Source organism: Streptomyces sp. CHD11, from assembly GCF_018638295.1.
Taxonomy (GTDB): Bacteria; Actinomycetota; Actinomycetes; order Streptomycetales; family Streptomycetaceae; genus Streptomyces.
In genome coordinates this window covers 240,466-259,008 of the sequence record NZ_JABTTS010000009.1, presented here as the reverse complement: position 1 = coordinate 259,008, position 18,543 = coordinate 240,466, and the positions used below count along the sequence as shown (strand labels likewise).

18 protein-coding genes are annotated in these 18,543 nt (G+C 70.2%); 16 read left to right on the top strand and 2 right to left on the bottom strand.

Annotation, left to right across the window (positions count from 1 at the left end):
- The first annotated feature begins 25 nt into the window (after nt 1-25).
- The gene (locus HTV45_RS11890; RefSeq protein ID WP_215205666.1) at nt 26-1,513 is read left to right on the top strand and encodes a GntP family permease; all 1,488 of its coding nucleotides are present in this window, start codon (nt 26-28) and stop codon (nt 1,511-1,513) included.
- An 83-nt stretch (nt 1,514-1,596) separates the two neighbouring features.
- Nucleotides 1,597-2,304 carry a hypothetical protein gene (locus HTV45_RS11885; RefSeq protein WP_215205665.1) on the top strand — a complete coding sequence of 236 codons (708 nt, stop codon included), beginning with the start codon at nt 1,597-1,599 and terminating at the stop codon, nt 2,302-2,304.
- A 138-nt stretch (nt 2,305-2,442) separates the two neighbouring features.
- On the opposite strand, the gene HTV45_RS11880 is transcribed toward HTV45_RS11885, so the two are convergent.
- Entirely contained in the window at nt 2,443-3,780 is a 1,338-nt protein-coding gene (locus HTV45_RS11880) for a M14 family metallopeptidase (protein ID WP_215205664.1), read from the bottom strand.
- A 178-nt stretch (nt 3,781-3,958) separates the two neighbouring features.
- Between HTV45_RS11880 and HTV45_RS11875 the strand changes: the two genes are divergently transcribed.
- Nucleotides 3,959-5,281 carry an Nramp family divalent metal transporter gene (locus HTV45_RS11875; protein WP_215205663.1) on the top strand — a complete coding sequence of 441 codons (1,323 nt, stop codon included), beginning with the start codon at nt 3,959-3,961 and terminating at the stop codon, nt 5,279-5,281.
- 95 nt (nt 5,282-5,376) lie between these two features.
- Here HTV45_RS11875 and HTV45_RS11870 read toward each other — a convergent pair whose 3' ends face one another.
- The gene (locus tag HTV45_RS11870) at nt 5,377-7,083 is read right to left on the bottom strand and encodes a chitinase (protein WP_215205662.1); all 1,707 of its coding nucleotides are present in this window, start codon (nt 7,081-7,083) and stop codon (nt 5,377-5,379) included.
- 440 nt (nt 7,084-7,523) lie between these two features.
- Here HTV45_RS11870 and HTV45_RS11865 point away from each other — a divergent pair, with 440 nt between their 5' ends.
- The 13 genes from HTV45_RS11865 to HTV45_RS11805 all read left to right on the top strand — a co-directional run bounded on the left by HTV45_RS11865 (nt 7,524) and on the right by HTV45_RS11805 (nt 18,537).
- Nucleotides 7,524-8,357, top strand: coding sequence for a hypothetical protein (locus HTV45_RS11865; RefSeq protein WP_215205849.1), 834 nt, complete (start codon nt 7,524-7,526; stop codon nt 8,355-8,357).
- Nucleotides 8,358-8,412: 55 nt separating this feature from the next.
- Nucleotides 8,413-9,120: a Flp pilus assembly protein CpaB gene (gene cpaB / locus HTV45_RS11860; protein ID WP_215205661.1), complete on the top strand. Its 708-nt coding sequence runs from the start codon at nt 8,413-8,415 to the stop codon at nt 9,118-9,120.
- Between the two features lie 7 nt (nt 9,121-9,127).
- Nucleotides 9,128-10,381, top strand: a complete 1,254-nt coding sequence (locus tag HTV45_RS11855) for an AAA family ATPase (protein WP_215205660.1) — start codon at nt 9,128-9,130, stop codon at nt 10,379-10,381.
- Entirely contained in the window at nt 10,378-10,797 is a 420-nt protein-coding gene (locus HTV45_RS11850) for a pilus assembly protein (RefSeq protein WP_215205659.1), read from the top strand. Before HTV45_RS11855 ends, HTV45_RS11850 begins: the two co-directional genes overlap by 4 nt.
- A complete protein-coding gene (locus HTV45_RS11845; RefSeq protein ID WP_215205658.1) occupies nt 10,794-11,207 on the top strand; it encodes a TadE/TadG family type IV pilus assembly protein in 414 nt (137 codons plus the stop codon). Before HTV45_RS11850 ends, HTV45_RS11845 begins: the two co-directional genes overlap by 4 nt.
- A gap of 98 nt (nt 11,208-11,305) precedes the next feature.
- Complete coding sequence (locus HTV45_RS11840) at nt 11,306-12,643, top strand: CpaF family protein (RefSeq protein WP_215205657.1); 1,338 nt, start codon at nt 11,306-11,308, stop codon at nt 12,641-12,643.
- 9 nt (nt 12,644-12,652) lie between these two features.
- The gene (locus tag HTV45_RS11835; protein ID WP_215205656.1) at nt 12,653-13,597 is read left to right on the top strand and encodes a type II secretion system F family protein; all 945 of its coding nucleotides are present in this window, start codon (nt 12,653-12,655) and stop codon (nt 13,595-13,597) included.
- A 21-nt stretch (nt 13,598-13,618) separates the two neighbouring features.
- Complete coding sequence (locus HTV45_RS11830; protein ID WP_215205655.1) at nt 13,619-14,506, top strand: DUF5936 domain-containing protein; 888 nt, start codon at nt 13,619-13,621, stop codon at nt 14,504-14,506.
- A gap of 15 nt (nt 14,507-14,521) precedes the next feature.
- Nucleotides 14,522-16,102, top strand: a complete 1,581-nt coding sequence (locus HTV45_RS11825; protein ID WP_215205654.1) for a sensor histidine kinase — start codon at nt 14,522-14,524, stop codon at nt 16,100-16,102.
- Nucleotides 16,099-16,968, top strand: a complete 870-nt coding sequence (locus tag HTV45_RS11820; protein WP_215205653.1) for a response regulator transcription factor — start codon at nt 16,099-16,101, stop codon at nt 16,966-16,968. The genes HTV45_RS11825 and HTV45_RS11820 overlap by 4 nt, the downstream gene beginning before the upstream one ends.
- Before the next feature lie 160 nt (nt 16,969-17,128).
- Nucleotides 17,129-17,320 (top strand): hypothetical protein, encoded by a 192-nt coding sequence (locus HTV45_RS11815; protein ID WP_215205652.1) that lies wholly within the window; start codon nt 17,129-17,131, stop codon nt 17,318-17,320.
- Nucleotides 17,320-17,922 carry a pilus assembly protein TadG-related protein gene (locus HTV45_RS11810; RefSeq protein WP_215205848.1) on the top strand — a complete coding sequence of 201 codons (603 nt, stop codon included), beginning with the start codon at nt 17,320-17,322 and terminating at the stop codon, nt 17,920-17,922. Before HTV45_RS11815 ends, HTV45_RS11810 begins: the two co-directional genes overlap by 1 nt.
- Before the next feature lie 33 nt (nt 17,923-17,955).
- The gene (locus HTV45_RS11805) at nt 17,956-18,537 is read left to right on the top strand and encodes a hypothetical protein (RefSeq protein WP_215205651.1); all 582 of its coding nucleotides are present in this window, start codon (nt 17,956-17,958) and stop codon (nt 18,535-18,537) included.
- The last annotated feature ends 6 nt before the right edge of the window (nt 18,538-18,543 follow it).

Sequence of the window (18,543 nt, the reverse complement as noted above, 5' to 3'; positions counted from 1 at the left end):
ATGCACTTAGCCAGAGGACCCCCGCATGTCCCATCCGCTCCTCCCGCTCGCCGCCTCCGCACCCGCGGAGACACCCCCGCACACCGGAGGGCTGCTTCTCCTCATCGACGGCACGGCGGGTCTGCTGACCGTCGCCGCCATCGGTATCGCGCTGCTCCTCTTCCTGATCATCAAGGTCCGGCTGCAGCCCTTCGTCGCGCTGCTCGGCGTCTCCATAGCCGTCGGCCTGATGGCGGGTCTGTCGGTCACCGAACTCTTCGGCACGGTCCAGCGCTCGGACGCGGTCTCCACCATCGAGTCCGGCATGGGCGGCATCCTCGGTCATGTCGCGATCATCATCGGCCTGGGTACCATGCTCGGCGCGATCCTCGAGGTCAGCGGCGGAGCCGAGGTGCTGGCGGGCCGGCTGCTCGGCCTGTTCGGCGAGAAGCGCGCGCCGCTCGCCATGGGACTCACCGGTCTGATCTTCGGCATCCCGGTCTTCTTCGACGTCGGCATCTTCGTGCTCGCCCCGATCGTGTACGCGGCCGCCAAGCGGTCCGGCAAGTCGATCCTGCTGTACTGCCTGCCCCTGCTCGCCGGTCTCTCCGTCACCCACGCCTTCCTGCCCCCGCACCCGGGTCCGGTGGCCGCCGCCGGACTGCTCCAGGTCGACCTGGGCTGGGTCATCCTGATGGGTGTCGTCTGCGGTCTGCCGGCCGTCGTCGCCGCCTGGGCCTACTCCGCCTGGATCGGCAAGCGCATCTTCGTCGCCGTACCGCAGGACATGGTCGAGGCCGCCCAGGAGGCCAGGGACGCGGTGGTCGCCGAGCAGCGCGCCTCCGGTGTCGAGCCGCGGGAGACACCGGTGCCGCTCGGCACGGTCCTCGGCATCATCGGTACGCCGCTGCTGCTGATCCTCGCGGCGACCTTCTCCTCGATCGCCCTGGACCCCTCCACCCTGCGCTCGGTCGTCGAGTTCTTCGGCCACCCCTTCGTGGCCCTCACCCTGGCACTGTTCCTCGCGTACTACCTGCTGGGCATCCGGCGCGGCTGGTCCCGCAAGTCCCTGGAGACCGTCTCCACGTCCTCGCTGAAGCCGGTCGGCAACATCCTGCTGGTGGTCGGCGCGGGCGGGGTCTTCGGCGCGGTGCTCAAGGGCAGCGGGGTGGCCCAGGCGCTCTCCGACACCTTCAACGACGTCGGCCTCCCGGTGATCGTCCTGTCCTACCTGATCTCGGTGGTGCTGCGGGTCGCACAGGGCTCGGCGACGGTGGCGATCGTGACGACGGCGGGCATCGTGGCCCCGCTGCTGGCCGAGGGGGATCACTCGCAGGCGTTCGTGGCCCTGGTCATCATGGCCATCTCGGCGGGCTCGATCTTCGCCTCGCACGTCAACGACGGCGGCTTCTGGATGGTCGCCAAGTACTTCGGCATCAGCGAGCGGGACACGCTCAAGACGTGGACGGTGCTGGAGAGCGTGCTGTCCGTGGCCGGGTTCGTGGTGGCCGCGGCGCTCAGCCTCGTCGTGTGAACCGTCATGGCCGTGTAGGCGTCTGATAACGAAGTCGGGGCCGACTGTGCCCGGCACAGGTTTGTCGACCATACTCCTGCGGTGTGGAGCAGCGTATAGGTTCGAGCAGCCAGCCCCTGGAAGGCGCCGGGTTCGACCCGGCATTCATCCCCGGGCTCACCTCGCCCGCGTCCGGCCGGGAGGAGGACGCGAAGGCGAGGACGGACGATTCCGCCGACGGCACGGCGCCGGCGGCGGATGCCGTGGACGCCACGGAGCCCGGGGATTCCGGTGCTTCGGATGCTTCGGAGTCCGCCGATCCGGCCGATCCGGCCGATCCGGCCGAAGCGGCTGAAGCGGCTGAAGCGGCTGAAGGGGAACGGGAGTCGGACCCCGAAGGCCCCGTCTTCGAGGCGTCCGACCGCCGTGCCAGGATCGTCGCCGACCACAGAGGTGTCCGGCTGCGTCTGGACGACCAGGAGTGCGAGTTCCGCTGGGACGAGATCGGCGCGGTGGAGACGGAAAGCGCCCGCTTCGGCAAGCGGTACACGGTCACCGTCCACACCCCCGACCGCCGCTGGTACCCCCTTGAGATCGAGGCCGACTCCCGCAGCCGCTTCGCGGAGTGGGACACCGGGCTGGACGCGGTCCTGGACGCGTACTTTGACGAGGAGGGCGACCAGACCTCCGAGCCGGACGAGGCATCCGGACCCGCCGAGTCCGCCGAGTCCGTCGAGTCCGGTGAGAGTGCCGAGAACGCCGACGGCGCCGAGGACAGCGACGCCGACGTAGAGGAGAAGAAGAAAATCTGAGCGCCGTCAGACCGTGTTCCCGCGGCTCGGGCGGCCGCCCCTCGCTCCGGGGGGCGGGACCGCGCCGCGACCGGGCGTGATCCCGCCCGCCGGAACTGACATGGCGCCCTCACGGCCACAGGAACCGCCGGTCGGTGCCTACCCGCAGTACTGCCCCTCCTTCCCGATGGAGCGGTACATGCAGTCCGCGTTCTCCAGCAGCTGGAGCACGGCGTCCCGGTTGCGGGACGTCTCCCGCTCGATGACCTCGTCGGGCGGGTAGAAGCCGCCGTTCCGGGAGGACGTGGGATACATCTCGAAGGTGTAGCCGAAGATCTTGTGCGCGCCCCAGAGGTAGTCGTCGATCGACCCGTCCGTGATGTAGAGGTCGCTGGACTGCTGGGGCGTGTAGCCGTTGCTGGCGGCCATCTTCTGGCCGACGGACCTGAAGGCGGCGTGGTCGTCGGCCGTCATCCCGGTCGTGGTGTCCGAGTAGGTGTAGCCGAAGGGCCACAGGACCAGCTCGCTGTACGTGTGGAAGTCGATGCCGGCCGTGATCTGCTGCACCCCGCCCACGACCCGGCTGCGCACGAAGTCGGCGACGACCTTCACCTCGGGCGCCGACTCCGGCGCCGAACCCCGGTAGGTGTCGGAGGACTTGGAACCGGACGAGCCTCCGCAGCAGCCCCAGCGGTAGTCCCAGTTGCGGTTCAGGTCGGTGCCGACGTACGACGAACCGGAGTTGGGCTGGCGGTTCTTGCGCCAGGAGCGGTAGGAGCCGGAGGCGATGTCGTACTCGCCGCCGTCCGGGTTGAGGTCCGGGATGATCCAGATCTCCCGCCCGTTCACCATGTCGGTGATCCGCGAGTCGCTGCCGTATCCCGCGCCGAGCTCCCGCAGCAGGTACAGGGCCATCTCCACGGTGAGGTGCTCGCGGGCATGCTGGTGGTGGGTGAAGAGGACCTCGGGCTCGTTCTCGTCGGTGGCCACGTTGTCGCTGATCTTGAGGGCGACGATGTCCCGGCCCTGGTAGGACCTGCCGATCACCCGTTTGCTCATGATGGACGGGTGGGCCGCGAGCCGCCGGTCGATCTCCGCGTTCATCTCGGCGTAGTTGTGGTAGCGGGAGTCGGCCGAGGGGAAGTCGTACAGGCGCTGTCCGCCGGCGGCCGACGAGCGGTCCGGTGCGGCGCCCAACGGCGTGACCTCGTACCCCTGTCGGCGTAGTGAGCGGATCTGGTCCGCGCGTCCGGAGACGACCACGGTCTCCTCGTCCGCCTCGTCCACGGTGACACCGGACCGCTGGATCGACGTCCGGGTCAGCGCGGTCGTGTGGCGGTGGATCTCGTACTGGCGGATGTCGTCGGCCGAGGGTGCCGGCCGGTCGGCGCTGTCGGCGCCCGCCTGGGTGGCCGTCAGGGAGAGGGGCGCGGCGAGGGCGAGGGCGAGGAGGGTGGCGAGCGCGGCGGAGCGTCTGCCGCGGGGGCGGTGTCGCATGAAGTCTCCTGGTGGGAGGTGGGGGTTGTTCATGGCGACGTGCGTGGTGCGGTGCGCCCATCGTCAGCCCATGACATGATCAGGTCAAGAAGCCGAGGCGGGCTCCGACCGGACGCATCCGGTGAAGATCCCCGCACGCCCTCTTGTCCGGTGGGCGTCCATCCGCTTTCTTGAGCCCATGGCGGACACCACGGGCAACACCCAGAACACCGGGGCGGCGACCGCTCCCGGCTCCCGGCCGCGCACCTCCAGCTGGCGCCACATCGGCCCCGGCATCGTCGTCGCCGCGACCGGGGTGGGCGCCGGGGACCTCGTGGCCACGCTCATCGCCGGCAGCAACTTCGGCTACACACTGCTGTGGGCCGCGGTCATCGGCTGTCTGGTGAAGATCTCCCTCGCGGAGGCGTGCGGCCGATGGCATCTGGCCACCGGCCGCACCCTCTTCGACGGCTGGTCGAGCATCGGCCGCTGGACGACGTGGTTCTTCGCCGTGTACGCGGTGATCTGGGGCTTCGTCTACGGCGCGGCGGCGATGTCGTCCAGCGCCCTGCCGCTCCAGGCGCTCTTCCCGGCCGTGATGGACCTCGAATGGTGGGGCATCGCCTGCGGTCTGGTCGGCCTGGTATTCGTCTGGTTCAACAAGTACGCCGTCTTCGAGAAGGTCATGACGGTCCTGGTCGGCGTCATGTTCGTCGTGACGGTCTACCTCGCGATCCGCGTCACACCGAACCTCGGCGAGGCCTTCGCCGGCCTCCTCCCGGTCATCCCGGACGAGAAGGACTCGGTCCTCAACACCCTCGGCCTGATCGGCGGCGTCGGCGGCACCATCACCCTGGCCGCCTACGGCTACTGGGTCAACGCCAAGGGCTGGACCAACACCGGCTGGATGAAGGTCATGCGCCTGGACAACCGGGTCGCCTACGCCACCACCGGCGTCTTCGTCGTCGCCATGCTGCTCGTCGGCGCCGAGCTGCTGCACTCGGCGAACATCGCCCTCGCGAGCGGCGACCAGGGCCTGGTACAGCTCGGCGGCATCCTGGAGGAGCAGTACGGCACGGCGACCGGCAAGCTCTTCCTGATCGGCTTCTTCGCCACCTCCTTCACCTCCCTGATCGGCGTCTGGCACGGCGTGAGCCTGATGTTCGCCGACTTCCTGGCCCGGCAGCGCGGTGAGCGGGAGGCACGGGGCGAGGTGCTGGCATCCGGGCGCCGGGAACGCTCCTGGGCCTTCCGCGCCTACCTGCTCTGGCTCACCTTCCCGCCCATGATCCTGCTCTTCCAGGACGAGCCCTTCCGCCTGATCATCATCTACGGCGTGCTGGGCGCCGCCTTCATGCCGTTCCTCGCCCTCACCCTGTTGTGGCTGCTCAACTCCTCCCGCACGCCCCGCGAGTGGCGCAACGGGCCGCTCAGCAACTCCATGCTCGCCGTGGCGGGGCTGCTGTTCCTGGTGCTGTGCGCGAAGCAGGTCTGGGACCAGCCGTGGGGGCAGTTCTTCTGACACCGGCCGCGGGCAGCGGTGACCCCCGCCCACATGACCGTGGACGGGGGTCGCCGGCGAACCGGCCGGGTGGGCCGCACCGCGGCCGGCCGGGGTTACGGCAGGGCGTGGACGTGCGGGCCCACCGCGTTCGACCAGGCGTTGTTCGCCGTGGCGTCCCAGTTGGTGGACCAGGTCATCGCGCCGCGCAGCGCCGGGTAGGTCCTGGACGGCTTGAACGCGCCGCAGTGGGTGCCCCTCGTCAGGCAGTCCAGGGCGTTGTTCACCACGGACGGGGAGACGTATCCGCTGCCCGCGCCGCGTGTCGAGGCCGGCAGTCCCAGGCCCACCTGGGACGGGTCGAGGCCGCCCTCCAGCTGGATGCAGGCGAGCGCGGTCAGGAAGTCGACCGAGCCCTGGCTGTAGACCTTGCCGTCGCAGCCCAGCATCGAACCGCTGTTGTAGTACTGCATGTTGACGACCGTGAGGATGTCCTTCACGTTCAGTGCGGTACGGAAGTAGGAGTTGGACGTCGACTGCATGTCGATGGTCTGCGGCGCCATGGTGAGGATCATGGACGGGCCGGCCTTCGCGGACAGCGAGCGCAGCGCCTGCGTCATGTAGGTCGCGTTCAGACCGTTCTCCAGGTCGATGTCGACACCGTCGAAGCCGTACTCCTGCATCACCGCGTGGACCGAGTTCGCGAAGTTCGCCGCGGAGGCGGAGTCGTTCACCGAGACGGTGCCCTTCTCGCCGCCGACCGAGATGATCACCTTCTTGCCGGCCGCCTGCTTGGCCCGGACGTCCGCCTTGAACTGGGCCACGGTGTAGCCGTTCAGGCCCGCCGAGTCGAGGTTGAAGGTGACGGCGCCCGGTGTGCCGGTGGCGTCGGCGAAGGCGACCGCGATGATGTCGTAGTGGGACGGGACGTCCGAGATCCGCTGGACCGCGGCGCCGTTGTCGAAGTTCTGCCAGTAGCCGGTGACCGCGTGCCTGGGCAGGTCACCGCCGCCCCCGCCGCTCTCCTTCGTCCGGGCGGACACCGCCGCGGACTTCGCCGACTCGCCCGCCGCGTTGGTCGCCGCGACCTGGAAGGAGTACGACGTCGAGGCCGCGAGCCCGGTCACCGTCGCCGAGGTGCCGGACACGGCCGTGACCTTCGTGCCGTCGCGGTAGATGCTGTAACCCGTCGCGCCCGACACCGCGTTCCACGCCAGTGACACCGACGACGCTGTCGTACCGGAGACGCCGAGTCCGCCCGGGGTGCCCGGGACCGTCGGCTCCGGGTCGCCGCCGCCGCCCCCGTCGGGGCCGAACACCGACAGGTCGTCGACGTGGTACGCGGCCTGGCCGTACCAGCCGTGGGTGTAGACCGTGACCGAGGTGGTGGAGGAGCCGGTGGTGAAGCTCGTCGACAGCTGCTTCCAGCTGCCGGAGTCGGGAGTCCAGGTGGACACGTCGGTCGTGCCGGTGCCGGTGACGCCCAGATAGGCGTACCCGCCCTGGACCCAGCCGCTCAGCCGGTACGTGGAGTCGGGCTGCACGGCGACGGTCTGGGTGCAGCGGGCGTTGTCCTGCCCGGCCGGGGTGGCCTTCAGCGCGGCCGTGCCGCCGTGCACCGGGGAGGAGACGGTGGCGCCGCTGTTCGCCGAGCAGGTCCAGTTGCTCAGGCCCGCCTCGAAGCCGGCGTTCTTGGCGTTGTTGACGTCCGCGGCGGACGCCTGGCCCGCTCCGGCGAGGGGAAGGGCGAGGGCGAGGGCGGAGACGAGGGCTCCGGCCCACACACGTCTGCTGCGGCCGGGCTTTCCTGGTGCGCGGTCCACTGGGGCCTCCGGTGGGGGAAGTCGGTGAGGAGGGAGAGACGGTGGCCACCGTTGGAGGACCAAGGTGGTCCAGACCAATAACCTTGTCAATAGGTCCAGACCGGAAATGCCGTGACGGGTGCGGGAGTAGGGGTGCCGCCGGAAGGGAAGCGTGGGCCCGAGGGCCCCGGGGCGGGTCCGGCGTCAAGTCGGGTGCACAGGACCCACACCACTGGGTTCGGATCGAGACCGGCAAGATGCTCATCCTGCCCCGGTTTGACGCACCTTGTGCACCAGTGGTTGCTGTTCAGCTACTCAAACGCTGTTCTCCGGTCACGGACCCGCGGTTACAGTGCTCACGTAGTCACGCAGTGAAGTCGCCGGAGTGCATCGGAGTAACACCCCGGCGGGCTGCCGGGTATGGGGAGAACGGGGAGCCGCGCGTGCCAACTGCCATTGCCGTGACCGGCGCCGACATGGCGTTACCGGCTCAGGACGACCGAACCCTGCCCGCCGTCGTGCTGCGGGACATCGACACCCGCCCGCTCGAACAGGCCCTGGGCGACCTGCAACTGCTCATCGAGCAGCACGGCCACGTCATCGTCGTCTGCTCGCAGGCCACCCCCGTCGCCGTCCGCCGCCGGCTGCACACCCTGCGCTCCCTCCTGGAGAGCGACCGGATAGCCCTCTTCCGTCCCGATCTTCCGCCGCTCGGCCTGGCGGTCCTGGCCCGCCAGCTGCGTCAGCTCGCCTCCTGCGACCTCAGCCCCGGCGTCCTCGCCTCGGCCGGCCGCCTGCTGATCCACTACATCCACTCCGGGGCACTGCTCGGTTCCGTCGCCCGGCTCGACCGCGTCCCCGTGAACCTGAAACAGCACGCGAAGTCCTGGATGCCCGGCAGCCAGTTCGCGGTACTCGCCCACCCGCAGCCCCAGCTCGTCCGCCTCGGCCCCGAAGCCATACTCGACGGCCCCGAGTTCGGCACCTGGATGCTGGTCGCCAAGGGCCCGCTCCAGTCCGACTGGGTCACCACCACCCTGGCCCCCGCCTGGCAGGTGCAGGGCCTGCGCGAGACGCCGCTGCCCGCCGAGTCCCCGGGCTGGTGGGGGACCGGCAAGGTCATCGAGTTCTGCACCTACCTGCCCGACCTGTCCGTCCTGTACCAGCTGGTCACCTCCGTACGGCGCGGCACCTGCCACTGGTGCGGCATCGACGTCATCGGCGACCGGTGCGTGTTCTGTTCGGCCACCCCGCCCGCCCCCGAGGGACCACCCGCCCTCACCCACCGCACCTGACCCGTTCGTCCACCGCACCAGCCGGCCCGACATCACCGATGAGGTTGTACGGTCTATGAACTCCCGTCAGCGCCGAGGCGTGATACTCCTGCTCCTGTCGGTCCTGTGCGCCCTCGGCGCGTTCGCCGGCGTGCTCTCCGTCATCAACGACGTGAAGTCCAAGGTCGGCCCCGAGGTCACCGCCTACCGGCTGAAGTCCGACATCGCGCCCTACACCGCCCTCGGCACGGACCAGTTCGAGAAGATCTCGATGCCCGATCGCTGGCTGTCGGAGAACGCCGTCACCGACCTCGGCGACATCCGCGGCAAGATCGCCGTGACCACGCTGCGGGAGGGCTCCCTGCTGCAGAGCGACATGGTCGTGGACCAGCCCGAGCTGCGGCCGGGCCAGCAGGAGGTCGCCATCATGATCGACGCGGCCACCGGCGTCGCCGGCAAGATCACACCCGGCGCCGCGGTCAACGTCTACGCCACCTTCGAGGGCGAACGCGAGGGCGCCGCGGACCAGTCCAGGATCATCGTGACCAACGCCAAGGTCCTCGACGTGGGCCGGCTCACCGCGCTCCAGCCCGAGGAGAACGACCGCGGCCGGCAGCCCACCGACGCCGTGCCGATCACCTTCGCGCTGTCGGCCATCGACGCCCAGCGCATCACCTACGCCGAGTCGTTCGCCCAGCGGGTCCGGCTGGCGCTGGTCGCTCCCGGGGGCGACGCAGACGTCCCCGAGCAGGACCGGACGTACGAACTCGCGAAGGACAAGTGAGAGCCGCATGCCCACCAGGATCCTGCCGGCAGTCGGCGACACGGACGCGGTCCGGTCCATCACCACACTGCTCAGCCAGCTCCCGGACGCCGAGCCGGTGGCCCCGGTGGGCGACTCCACCCAGCTCATCGACACCCTCGCCCGCCTGGCCGCCGAGTCCGTCGACGAACTGCCCGAGGTCGTGGTCGTGCACGAGCGGATCGGCCCCGTCCCCGCCCTGGAGCTGATCCGCGAAGTCGCCCTGCGTTTCCCCTCCGTCGGCGTCATCCTCGTCACCTCCGACGCCAGCCCCGGCCTCTTCCAGGCCGCCATGGACTACGGCGCCCGCGGCCTCGTCGCCCTCCCGCTCAGCTACGAGGAGCTCGCCAGCCGCGTCCAGGCCGTCGCCCAGTGGTCGGTCGGCGTACGCCGCCATCTGGGCGCGGGCGTCGACGTGTTCACCGGGATCGGCGGCACCGTCGTCACCGTCAGCGGAGCGAAGGGCGGCGTGGGCACGACCCTGACCGCCGTCCAGCTCGCCCTCGCCGCCCAGGCGTCCGGCCGCAGCACCGCCCTGGTCGACATGGATCTCCAGACCGGTGATGTCGCCTCCTACCTGGACGTCCAGTTCCGCCGCTCCGTCGTCGACCTCGCCGCGGTGGGCGACATCTCTCCCCGCGTCCTGGCCGACGCCGTCTTCCGCCACGACACCGGCCTCGCCCTGCTTCTCGCCCCCGCCGAGGGTGAACGCGGCGAGGACGTCACCGACCGCGCCACCCGCCAGATCGTCAGCGCCCTGCGCTCCCGCTACGAGGTCGTCGTCATCGACTGCGGGGCCCAGCTCGGCGGCGCCGGCGCGGCGGCCGTGGAGATGGCCGAGCGGGCCCTGCTGGTCACCACCCCCGACGTGATCGCCGTACGGGGCGCCAAGCGGGCGGTGCGGATGTGGGACCGGCTGCAGATCCGCAAGGCGGAGGAGACCACCATCGTCGTCAACCGGCACACCCGGGGTACGGAGATCCAGCCCCCGCTCATCCAGAAGATCACCGGCACGACGGTGGCGGCCACCACGGTGCCCGCCCACTTCAAGGAACTCCAGGCGGTGGTGGACGCCGGACGCGTCCACGAGCTGGAGAGCAAGAGCACGGTGAAGCAGGCCCTGTGGGGCCTGGCCGGCGAACTCGGCCTGGTCAAGGCGGTCGAGGGTGCCCACAAGGGCGGCCGGCTGCGCGGCGACCGGGGGTCGGTGAGCTTCCGGAGGCGGAAGGACGGCGACGGATGAGGACGACGACAAGGACAACGCCGGTACGGCGGCCCCACGACCGTGACCGGGGCCAGGTCACCATCGAGTTCCTCGGCATGACCCCGACCATCCTCGTCACGCTGGTGGTGCTGTGGCAGCTCGTGCTCGTGGGGTACACCTTCACGCTCGCGGGGAATGCTGCGGACGAGGCGGTACGGGCGGCGACGGCGGCGGCACCGGGCGGCGCGCGCGACGGCGCCTGCCGGGAGGCCGGCCTCGACAAGCTGTCGGGAGCGTGGGCGGAGGGAGCGACCGTGAACTGCGCGACGGGGGGCGGTTTCGTCACCGCCGACGTGAAACTGAGCGTGCCCATCCTCTTCCCGGGCACGGTCTCCCTCTCCTTCGACGTCGACGGCCACGCGGGGGCGGTCGAGGAGGAGGACGGAGCGGGATGAGGACCCGGACAGCACAGCGGCGCAGCGGGCCGGGTCGGCTCGGCCGGCGCACGCGCACCATTCGTGACCGTGACCGTGACCGCGGGCAGGCGGCACTCGAGTACCTGGGCTTCCTCCCCATCCTGCTCATCGTCGGCATGGCCGTCGTCCAGCTCGGCCTCATCGCGTACACCGCCCAGCAGGCCGGCACCGCCGCCCGGGCGGGAGCGCGCAGCGCCTCGCTGGACCAGGGAGCCGGCGGGGCCTGCACGGCCGCCGTCAGCTCCTGGCTGGCCGGTGGCACCGACTGCGCGGCGGCGGAGGGCGGCGAGGAGGTCACCGTCACCGCCACGGTCGACATCCCGTCGATCGTCCCGGGCTGGGACTTCGGCCCCGCCCGCAAGACCGCCACGATGCCCATCGACCACTGACACGACCACGACCAGGACGACCACCAGGGAGCGACCGGCACGACAACCAGGAACACGCGGGACGACGACCGGGAACAAGGACGAGGAGCAAGCGACTCATGAGCCTGCGGGCACGCATCAACTCCCCCGAGGAGACGGCCGGGCGGGGCGAGGACGGCCACCGGGTCGCCTCCTACCGCGCCAAGCTCCTGGAGGAGATCGACCTCGCGGAGATGAGCTCGCTGGCCGCGGCCGAACGCCGGGCCCGGCTGGAACGCGTCCTCGGCCACATCATCAGCCGCGAGGGCCCGGTCCTGTCGACCGTCGAGCGCTCCCAGCTGATCCGCCGCGTCGTCGACGAGGCACTCGGCCTCGGCATCCTGGAACCCCTGCTGGAGGACGCGTCGATCACCGAGATCATGGTGAACGGTCCCGACGCGATCTTCGTGGAGCGCGGCGGCCGGGTGGAGCAGCTCCCCATGCGCTTCGCCTCCAACGACCAGCTGATGCAGACGATCGAACGCATCGTCTCCACCGTCAACCGCCGCGTCGACGAGTCGAACCCGATGGTCGACGCCCGCCTCCCCTCCGGTGAGCGCGTCAACGTCATCATCCCGCCGCTGTCCCTGACCGGCGCCACCCTCACCATCCGCCGCTTCCCGCGCTCCTTCACCCTCCAGGAACTCATCGGCCTCGGCTCGCTCGACGAGCAGATGCTGTACCTGCTGGCGGGACTGGTGCAGGCGCGCTTCAACGTCATCGTGTCGGGCGCGACCGGCACCGGGAAGACGACCCTCCTCAACGCCCTCTCGGGCCTGATCCCCGAGGGCGAACGCATCATCACCATCGAGGACTCCGCCGAACTCCAGCTCCAGCAGCCGCACGTCATCCGCCTGGAGTCCCGCCCGCCCAACGTCGAGGGCAAGGGCAAGATCACCATCCGCGACCTCGTCCGCAACTCCCTGCGCATGCGCCCCGACCGCATCGTCGTCGGTGAGGTCCGCGGCGGCGAGTCCCTCGACATGCTCCAGGCCATGTCGACCGGCCACGACGGCTCCCTCGCCACCGTCCACGCCAACAGCGCCGAGGACGCGCTGATGCGGCTGCAGACCCTCGCCTCCATGTCCGACGTGGAGATTCCCTTCGTGGCGCTGCACGACCAGATCAACAGCGCCGTCGACGTGATCGTCCAGCTCACCCGGTTCGCCGACGGCGCCCGCCGCATCACCGAGATCGCCCTGCTGGAGAGCCACGGCTCGGAGCCCTACCGGCTGGCCACGGTGGCCCGCTTCCACGCCCGCCCGATGACCGCCGACGGCCGGATCTACGGCGCCTTCGAGCACTACCCCCTCCCGCGCCGCACCGCCGACCGCCTCTACATGGCGAGCCAGCCCGTCCCGCAGGCGTTCGGCATCGCCCAGTCCGCCGACCAGCTCGCCACCAGAGAAGCCAGGTAGGGACCGTCCATGGAGCTGCAGAACCTGACCACGCTGACCACCGGTGTCGCCCTGCTGACCTGTGTACTCGCGGTCGTCGGTGTGCATTCCTACGCCTCCGGCAGGGCGCAGCGCCAGGCACTGGTCGACCGGCTCTCGGCCACCGGACAGATCCCGGTCGCCGGCCGCCGGCGCCACTTCCCCACCCTGGACCGCCGCCTGCGCCGCACCAGGCTCGGCCGGAAACTCGAACTGCGCCTGCTGGCCACCGGCCTGGACGTCACCCCCGGCGAGTTCTTCGCCGCCATGCTCGCCGGCGTCGCCGGACTCTGGCTGATCGGGCAGTCCACCCTCGCCCCCTTCTTCGGCCCGATCGCCGGTCTCCTCGGCGTCTGGGCGGCCTGGCAGTTCCTCCACTGGCAACGTCAGAAACGCATCGAACGGTTCATCAACCAGCTCCCGGAGCTGGCGCGCATCCTGGCCAACGCCACCCAGGCCGGCCTGGCGCTCCGTACGGCCATCGGCATGGCGGCGGAGGAACTGGAGGCACCGGCGGGCGAGGAACTGGCCAAGGTCGCCAACCAGCTCGCGTTGGGCGCCACCATGGACGACGCCCTCGGCGAACTCGCCGACCGGCTCCCCTCCCGGGAACTGGTCGTCCTGGTCACCACGCTGGTGCTGTCCAGCCGGGCGGGCGGCCAGGTGGTGAGCGCGCTGCGCAACCTGACGGAGACGCTGGAGGAGCGCAAGGAGACGAGGCGCGAGGTCCGCACCCAGCTCTCCCAGGTCAGCTTGACGTCGTACGCCGTGCCCGTCCTCGGCGTCGGCTCGTTGTTCCTGATGAACGGTGTCAAGGACGGCGCCCTCGAGCGCATGACCGGCTCACCGGCCGGCCAGGTCGCGGTGATCATCGCCTTCGGGCTGTACGCCGTCGGCTTCGTCCTCATCCGCCGACTGTCCCGCATCGACGTCTGACCGGCGAGGAGGCTGACCGACATGGGACTTCTGCTCGCGCTGCTGATGGGCCTCGGCGTCTGGGGCGCCTTCGCCGGCATCCGCATGTACCGGGCCGAGGCGAGACTCCCCGGCGACCTGATGCTGGCCCTGGAGGTCGGCTCCACGCGCACCGGCGCGGTCGACTCCCTTGTCGACCGCATGGGCATGCGCCACGCCCCCGCCGTGCTGCGCCTCATGGGCCCGGCGCGGGTCGCCCGGTACCGCCGCAGGATCGACCTGGCGGGCAACCCCGGCGGCCTCACCATCGACCGTTACGCCGCCCGCCGCGCGGTGTACGGCGCCCTGGGCGCGGTCGGCTGCCTGGTCTTCCTCCTGCGCGGACAGCTCTTCGTGGCGCTGCTGCTGCTCGCCTTCGGGGCGTTCTGGACGGAGGTCGGCATCTGGTCGGCGATCCGCATCCGCAAGGACGTCATCGAGCGCACCCTGCCCGACTTCCTGGACGTCCTGGCCGTGGTGGTGAGCGCGGGCCTGGGCTTCCGGCAGGCCCTGGACCGCGTGTCGACGAAGTACGAGGGGCCGTGGGCGGACGAACTGCGCATCACACTGCGCCAGATGGACCTGGGCATGAGCCGCAGACAGGCGTTCGCGGAACTGCGCCGCCGCAACGACTCCGAGCAGGTGGCGATGTTCGTGACGGCGTTGCAGCAGGGGGAGGAGCTGGGCGCGCCGATCGTCGACACACTGGTGTCCCTGGCCAAGGACATGCGCCGTACGGACGCGCAGAACGCCCGCCGGAAGGCGGCCCGCGCGGTCCCCAAGGCCACCCTGATGATCACCACGTTCATGGTCCCGGCCACGATGATCCTCCTCGGCGCCGGTCTGATCCTGGGCTCCGGCACCGACTTCGGCTCGATCACGGGCGAGTAGGACGGGGCCGCCGAGATGACGACGACCAGGGAACGCACGCTCACGCGACGGCTCCGCCGCCCGGCCGCCGAGCCGTCGGAGATCACCACCCCACCGGCGGGCACGGTCCTGCCGCCGCACGCGAGGACGGGCGCCCCGGACATCCCGGTGACGTCGGTGACGCCGATGCTGCCGGCGGGCTGGGAACCGGCGGCGGTGAGCCGGTCCCACGAGCCCGCAGCCGCCGACGGCGCCGGGCCCCCACAAGGACCATCCGCACCCGCATCCGCACCCGGCCACGAGACCCGCACGGGTGGCGCGGCGGGGGACCCACATCCGGCCGAAGGCCGGACGCACCCCCCACAAGCCGCACCGGACGCACGCATCCAGGCCAACGCCCTACAAGCCCTGTGCCGGCAGGTCTTCGGCTTCCGCCTGGCGATGATCGCCCTCGCCGCCCCCTCCGCCCTGCTCAACGCCGGCCCCGGCTGGGGCACCCGCCTCGTCGCCACCGCCGTGGTCGTCACCTTCATGGCGTCCTACGTCCTCTTCCGCGACTGGGAACGCTTCGGCCCCCTCCTCCTGCGCCACCCCGCCCTCCTGGCCGCGGACACCCTCTTCGGCGCCCTGCTCCTGGTCTCCGCCGGCCCGGACACCACCCTCGCCTACGTCAGTGTCTGCACCCCCCTCCTCGCGGGCCTCGTCTACGGCTGGCGCGGCGCCGCCGTGTTCGCCTCCCTCCAGGGACTGGTCCTCCTGCTCGTCTACGCGACCGTGGAGGACCCGCACACGGACCTGGCACAGACACTCCTCCTCCCCGGCCTCTGCGTGATCGCCGGTGCCGTCGGCTCCAGCCTGCGCAAACTGATGCTGCACCTGGGCCGCGCCACCCAGGCGCTGACGACCGTCCAGGCCCGTCTGGCCGTCACGGAGGCGGTCAGTGCGGAACGCGCCCGCCTGGCCCGCGAGATGCACGACTCGGTGGCCAAGACCCTGCACGGAGTGGCCCTGGCGGCGGACAGCCTGACCGCCACGGCGGGCTCCCCGCGCATCGACCCGGACCTGGTGAAACAGCAGGCGGATCTGGTGGCCCGCTCGGCCCGCAGGGCCGCAGCCGAATCACGCGAACTCCTGGCCGACCTCCGCCGCGAGTCGGACCCCGGCCAGGGCACGGACGTACTCGTGGAACTCGCCGCTCGCACACGGGACTTCAGTAAACGCACCGGCCTGCCGGCGTTCTACGGCCCGACCGGCGAGGACACCGTCCCCCCGGTCCCCCCGGCCGTGGCCCGCCAGCTTCTCACCATCGCCCAGGAAGCCCTGGAGAACGCCCACCGCCACGCGGGAGCGACCAGGGTCGACGTCCGCGCGGGAGTCCACGGGGACCTGCTCCGCATCAGCGTCTACGACGACGGCGCCGGCCTCCCGCCGGGCACGAACCTCGCACACCTGCGCAGGGCGGGTCACTTCGGTCTGGTGGGCATGGTGGAGCGCGCCGCCTCGGTCGGCGCCCGCATCCGCATAGGCCGCGGCACCCTCGCCCAGGGCACGGAGGTCCGCCTGGAGCTCCCGCTCGCGGCGGTGACGCCGACAACTTCGACGGAGGCCATGCCATGAGCACACCACCGCCCCATCCCTTCGAGCACGTCGCGCCGCCCCCCGCCTCGCTCCGCGTGGTGGTGGTGGACGACAACCCGGTGGTCCGCGCGGGCCTGACCGCCCTCCTCACCGGCCGCGACGACATCACGGTGGCGGCGGAGGCGGCGGACGGCCGGGAAGCCTACGAGGCGGCCCGTACCCACCGCCCCGACGTCATCCTCCTGGACGTCCGCATGCCCGGTGTGGACGGCATCTCGGCCCTTCCGCACCTGGTCGGCATCGCCCCGGTCATGATGCTGACGTACAGCAGGGAGTCGGACATCGTCCAGGAGGCGTTGCGCAGGGGGGCGGGCGGCTATCTGGTCCACGGCGAGTTCACGGCGGACCAGCTGGTGGCGGCCGTACGCGACATCAAGGAGGGCCGTCCCCACTTCACCCCGACAGCGGCGGGGGCGTTGCTCTCGCAACTCCGCCAGGGAGTCGGCTCGGGAGGTCCGCTACCAGAGGGGTTGGGTGCCGACACCACAACCCACCGCGAACCGCCCCCACTCGGCCTCCACCACATCCCGCCCCCGCCTACTTCTGCGGAAAACCTTTCGCAACTGCAACCGGATGTGGCACAGTCGTCGTCTGGGTGGACAAGCGGCCGCCCGGCCGTACCCGACAGGTCCAGGTTCCAACTGAGCGCGAGGGAGGCGGAGATCATGGACCTCATCTCCTCCGGCATGAACAACCGGCAGATCGCCTCCACGTGCTTCATCAGCGAGAAGACGGTCAAGAACCACATCAACCGCATCTTCGCGAAGCTCCACAGCACCAGCCGTTCCGAGGCCGCGGCAAAGTGGCTCGGCACGGCGCCGGGCTCGGGCCGAGGGGTGGGGTGACCTCCGGTGACGACGGGAATCAAGAAGTGGCGGCCCCGCGATTGGGCCCGGATTTGGGCCCTGGGGCCCTCTGGAGGACAGGGCGACGGACCGTACGTTGCCCATGTCGAGAGCGGCCCCGCGACAGAGGCCGCCACCGCGTCAGCCGGAGGGGACCACCATGAGCAACTGGATCAACACGACCGTCACTTACCTCCACTCCCGCGCAGCCCGCAACGACAAGGGCCAGACCGCGGTGGAGTACCTGGGCATCATCGCGGTGGTCGTGGCGATCGTGCTGGCGATCACGGGGACGGACATCGGGCAGACGATCCTCAACGCGATCACGGCACAGATCGCCAAGATCACCTGATCCGACGTCTTCATCACGGCGACGCAGGGCAGGCATTCCCCATCTACATCACGGTGGTGGGGGGCCTGCTCTTCCTTGCGTTCGCGTACTTCGCGGTCGGCCAGGCCGCCGCGAACCGTAGCGATGCGCAGACAGCCGCTGACGCGGCAGCACTCGCGGCTGCTCAGGACAAGCGGGATCAGCTCGCGGGTACGTGGGTGCAGAATGTCCTCGATCCGGCTCAATGGCAAGAGATCTTCGACGGCGTGGCTTCGGGAGTCGAACCGTCGTGCTGGCGGGCCGAACAGCTTGCCGCGCAGAACGATGCTGCACTGCTGAGTTGTGCTCCGGTCGCGCCGCTTGCGTACACGGTGGAAGTGGAAACCAACGACACCGTGGGGGACTCCGTCGTTCCTGGCACGGAGAACAAGAGGTCGCAGGCGTCCGCCAAAGCCGTGATCGATCCTCGTTGTGGGTTCGACGTTCCAGCAGAAGAAGCAGAGGAGGAAATACTGCCTCTGCTGACCTGTAAAGGGGGCGCGGAGTGGAAGCTGACCCCCGAGACCCCTGAGGAACTGCTGCCGAAACCCGAGGACCTCTTCGATGTCCATCTGGCCGACTGACAGTGAACGACGAGTGATGAAGGAAGCAAAGGCATGAGCATGCGGTTCACTACGAAGGCCCGCAGGGGGATGGTCGTGCTGACCACTGCGGCCGTGCTGGCCGTCGGTGTGGCCGGGTGCGGCGGGGGCGGCGACGACGACAAGCAGCCGAAGGCATCGACTTCCGCTTCCAAGGAGAAGGGATCCGACCCGAGCGCGCAGGAGAATCAGGCAGAAGAACCCTTGACGGAGTTGAAGGGACCTGGCGGCCTTCTCCTCACGATCACCTCTGCGGTGAGGGATTCCGGGGGTTTTCTGACCGTAGGTGGTGAAATGAAGAATGACGGGAGTGAAGTGGCCATCGTGCCTGCTCAGCTGAGCGGAAACGAATCCGAGATCATTCGGAACGGTAGGTCTCTTGGCGGAGCCACATTGGTCGACTCGAAGGGTAAGAAGCGCTACTACGTGTTGCGTGACACCGACGGTCGGCCGCTGACGACGACCAATTTCCCGAACCTGAAGTCTGGCGAATCATTGCCGGTCTTCATGCAGTTCCCTGCGCCGCCAAGTGCGACAACGGAAGTGTCCGTCCAGTTGCCCATGTTCGCCAGCGGCACCATCCAGATTTCTGGGTGAGGCAGA

Coding starts and splice junctions, on each gene's coding strand:
- HTV45_RS11890 (WP_215205666.1), top strand. CDS start 26: ATGTCCCATCCGCTCCTCCCGCTCGCCGCCTCCGCACCCGCGGAGACA.
- HTV45_RS11880 (WP_215205664.1), bottom strand. CDS start 3,780: ATGCGACACCGCCCCCGCGGCAGACGCTCCGCCGCGCTCGCCACCCTC.
- HTV45_RS11875 (WP_215205663.1), top strand. CDS start 3,959: ATGGCGGACACCACGGGCAACACCCAGAACACCGGGGCGGCGACCGCT.
- cpaB (WP_215205661.1), top strand. CDS start 8,413: ATGAACTCCCGTCAGCGCCGAGGCGTGATACTCCTGCTCCTGTCGGTC.
- HTV45_RS11855 (WP_215205660.1), top strand. CDS start 9,128: ATGCCCACCAGGATCCTGCCGGCAGTCGGCGACACGGACGCGGTCCGG.
- HTV45_RS11850 (WP_215205659.1), top strand. CDS start 10,378: ATGAGGACGACGACAAGGACAACGCCGGTACGGCGGCCCCACGACCGT.
- HTV45_RS11845 (WP_215205658.1), top strand. CDS start 10,794: ATGAGGACCCGGACAGCACAGCGGCGCAGCGGGCCGGGTCGGCTCGGC.
- HTV45_RS11840 (WP_215205657.1), top strand. CDS start 11,306: ATGAGCCTGCGGGCACGCATCAACTCCCCCGAGGAGACGGCCGGGCGG.
- HTV45_RS11835 (WP_215205656.1), top strand. CDS start 12,653: ATGGAGCTGCAGAACCTGACCACGCTGACCACCGGTGTCGCCCTGCTG.
- HTV45_RS11830 (WP_215205655.1), top strand. CDS start 13,619: ATGGGACTTCTGCTCGCGCTGCTGATGGGCCTCGGCGTCTGGGGCGCC.
- HTV45_RS11825 (WP_215205654.1), top strand. CDS start 14,522: ATGACGACGACCAGGGAACGCACGCTCACGCGACGGCTCCGCCGCCCG.
- HTV45_RS11820 (WP_215205653.1), top strand. CDS start 16,099: ATGAGCACACCACCGCCCCATCCCTTCGAGCACGTCGCGCCGCCCCCC.
- HTV45_RS11815 (WP_215205652.1), top strand. CDS start 17,129: ATGAGCAACTGGATCAACACGACCGTCACTTACCTCCACTCCCGCGCA.
- HTV45_RS11805 (WP_215205651.1), top strand. CDS start 17,956: ATGAGCATGCGGTTCACTACGAAGGCCCGCAGGGGGATGGTCGTGCTG.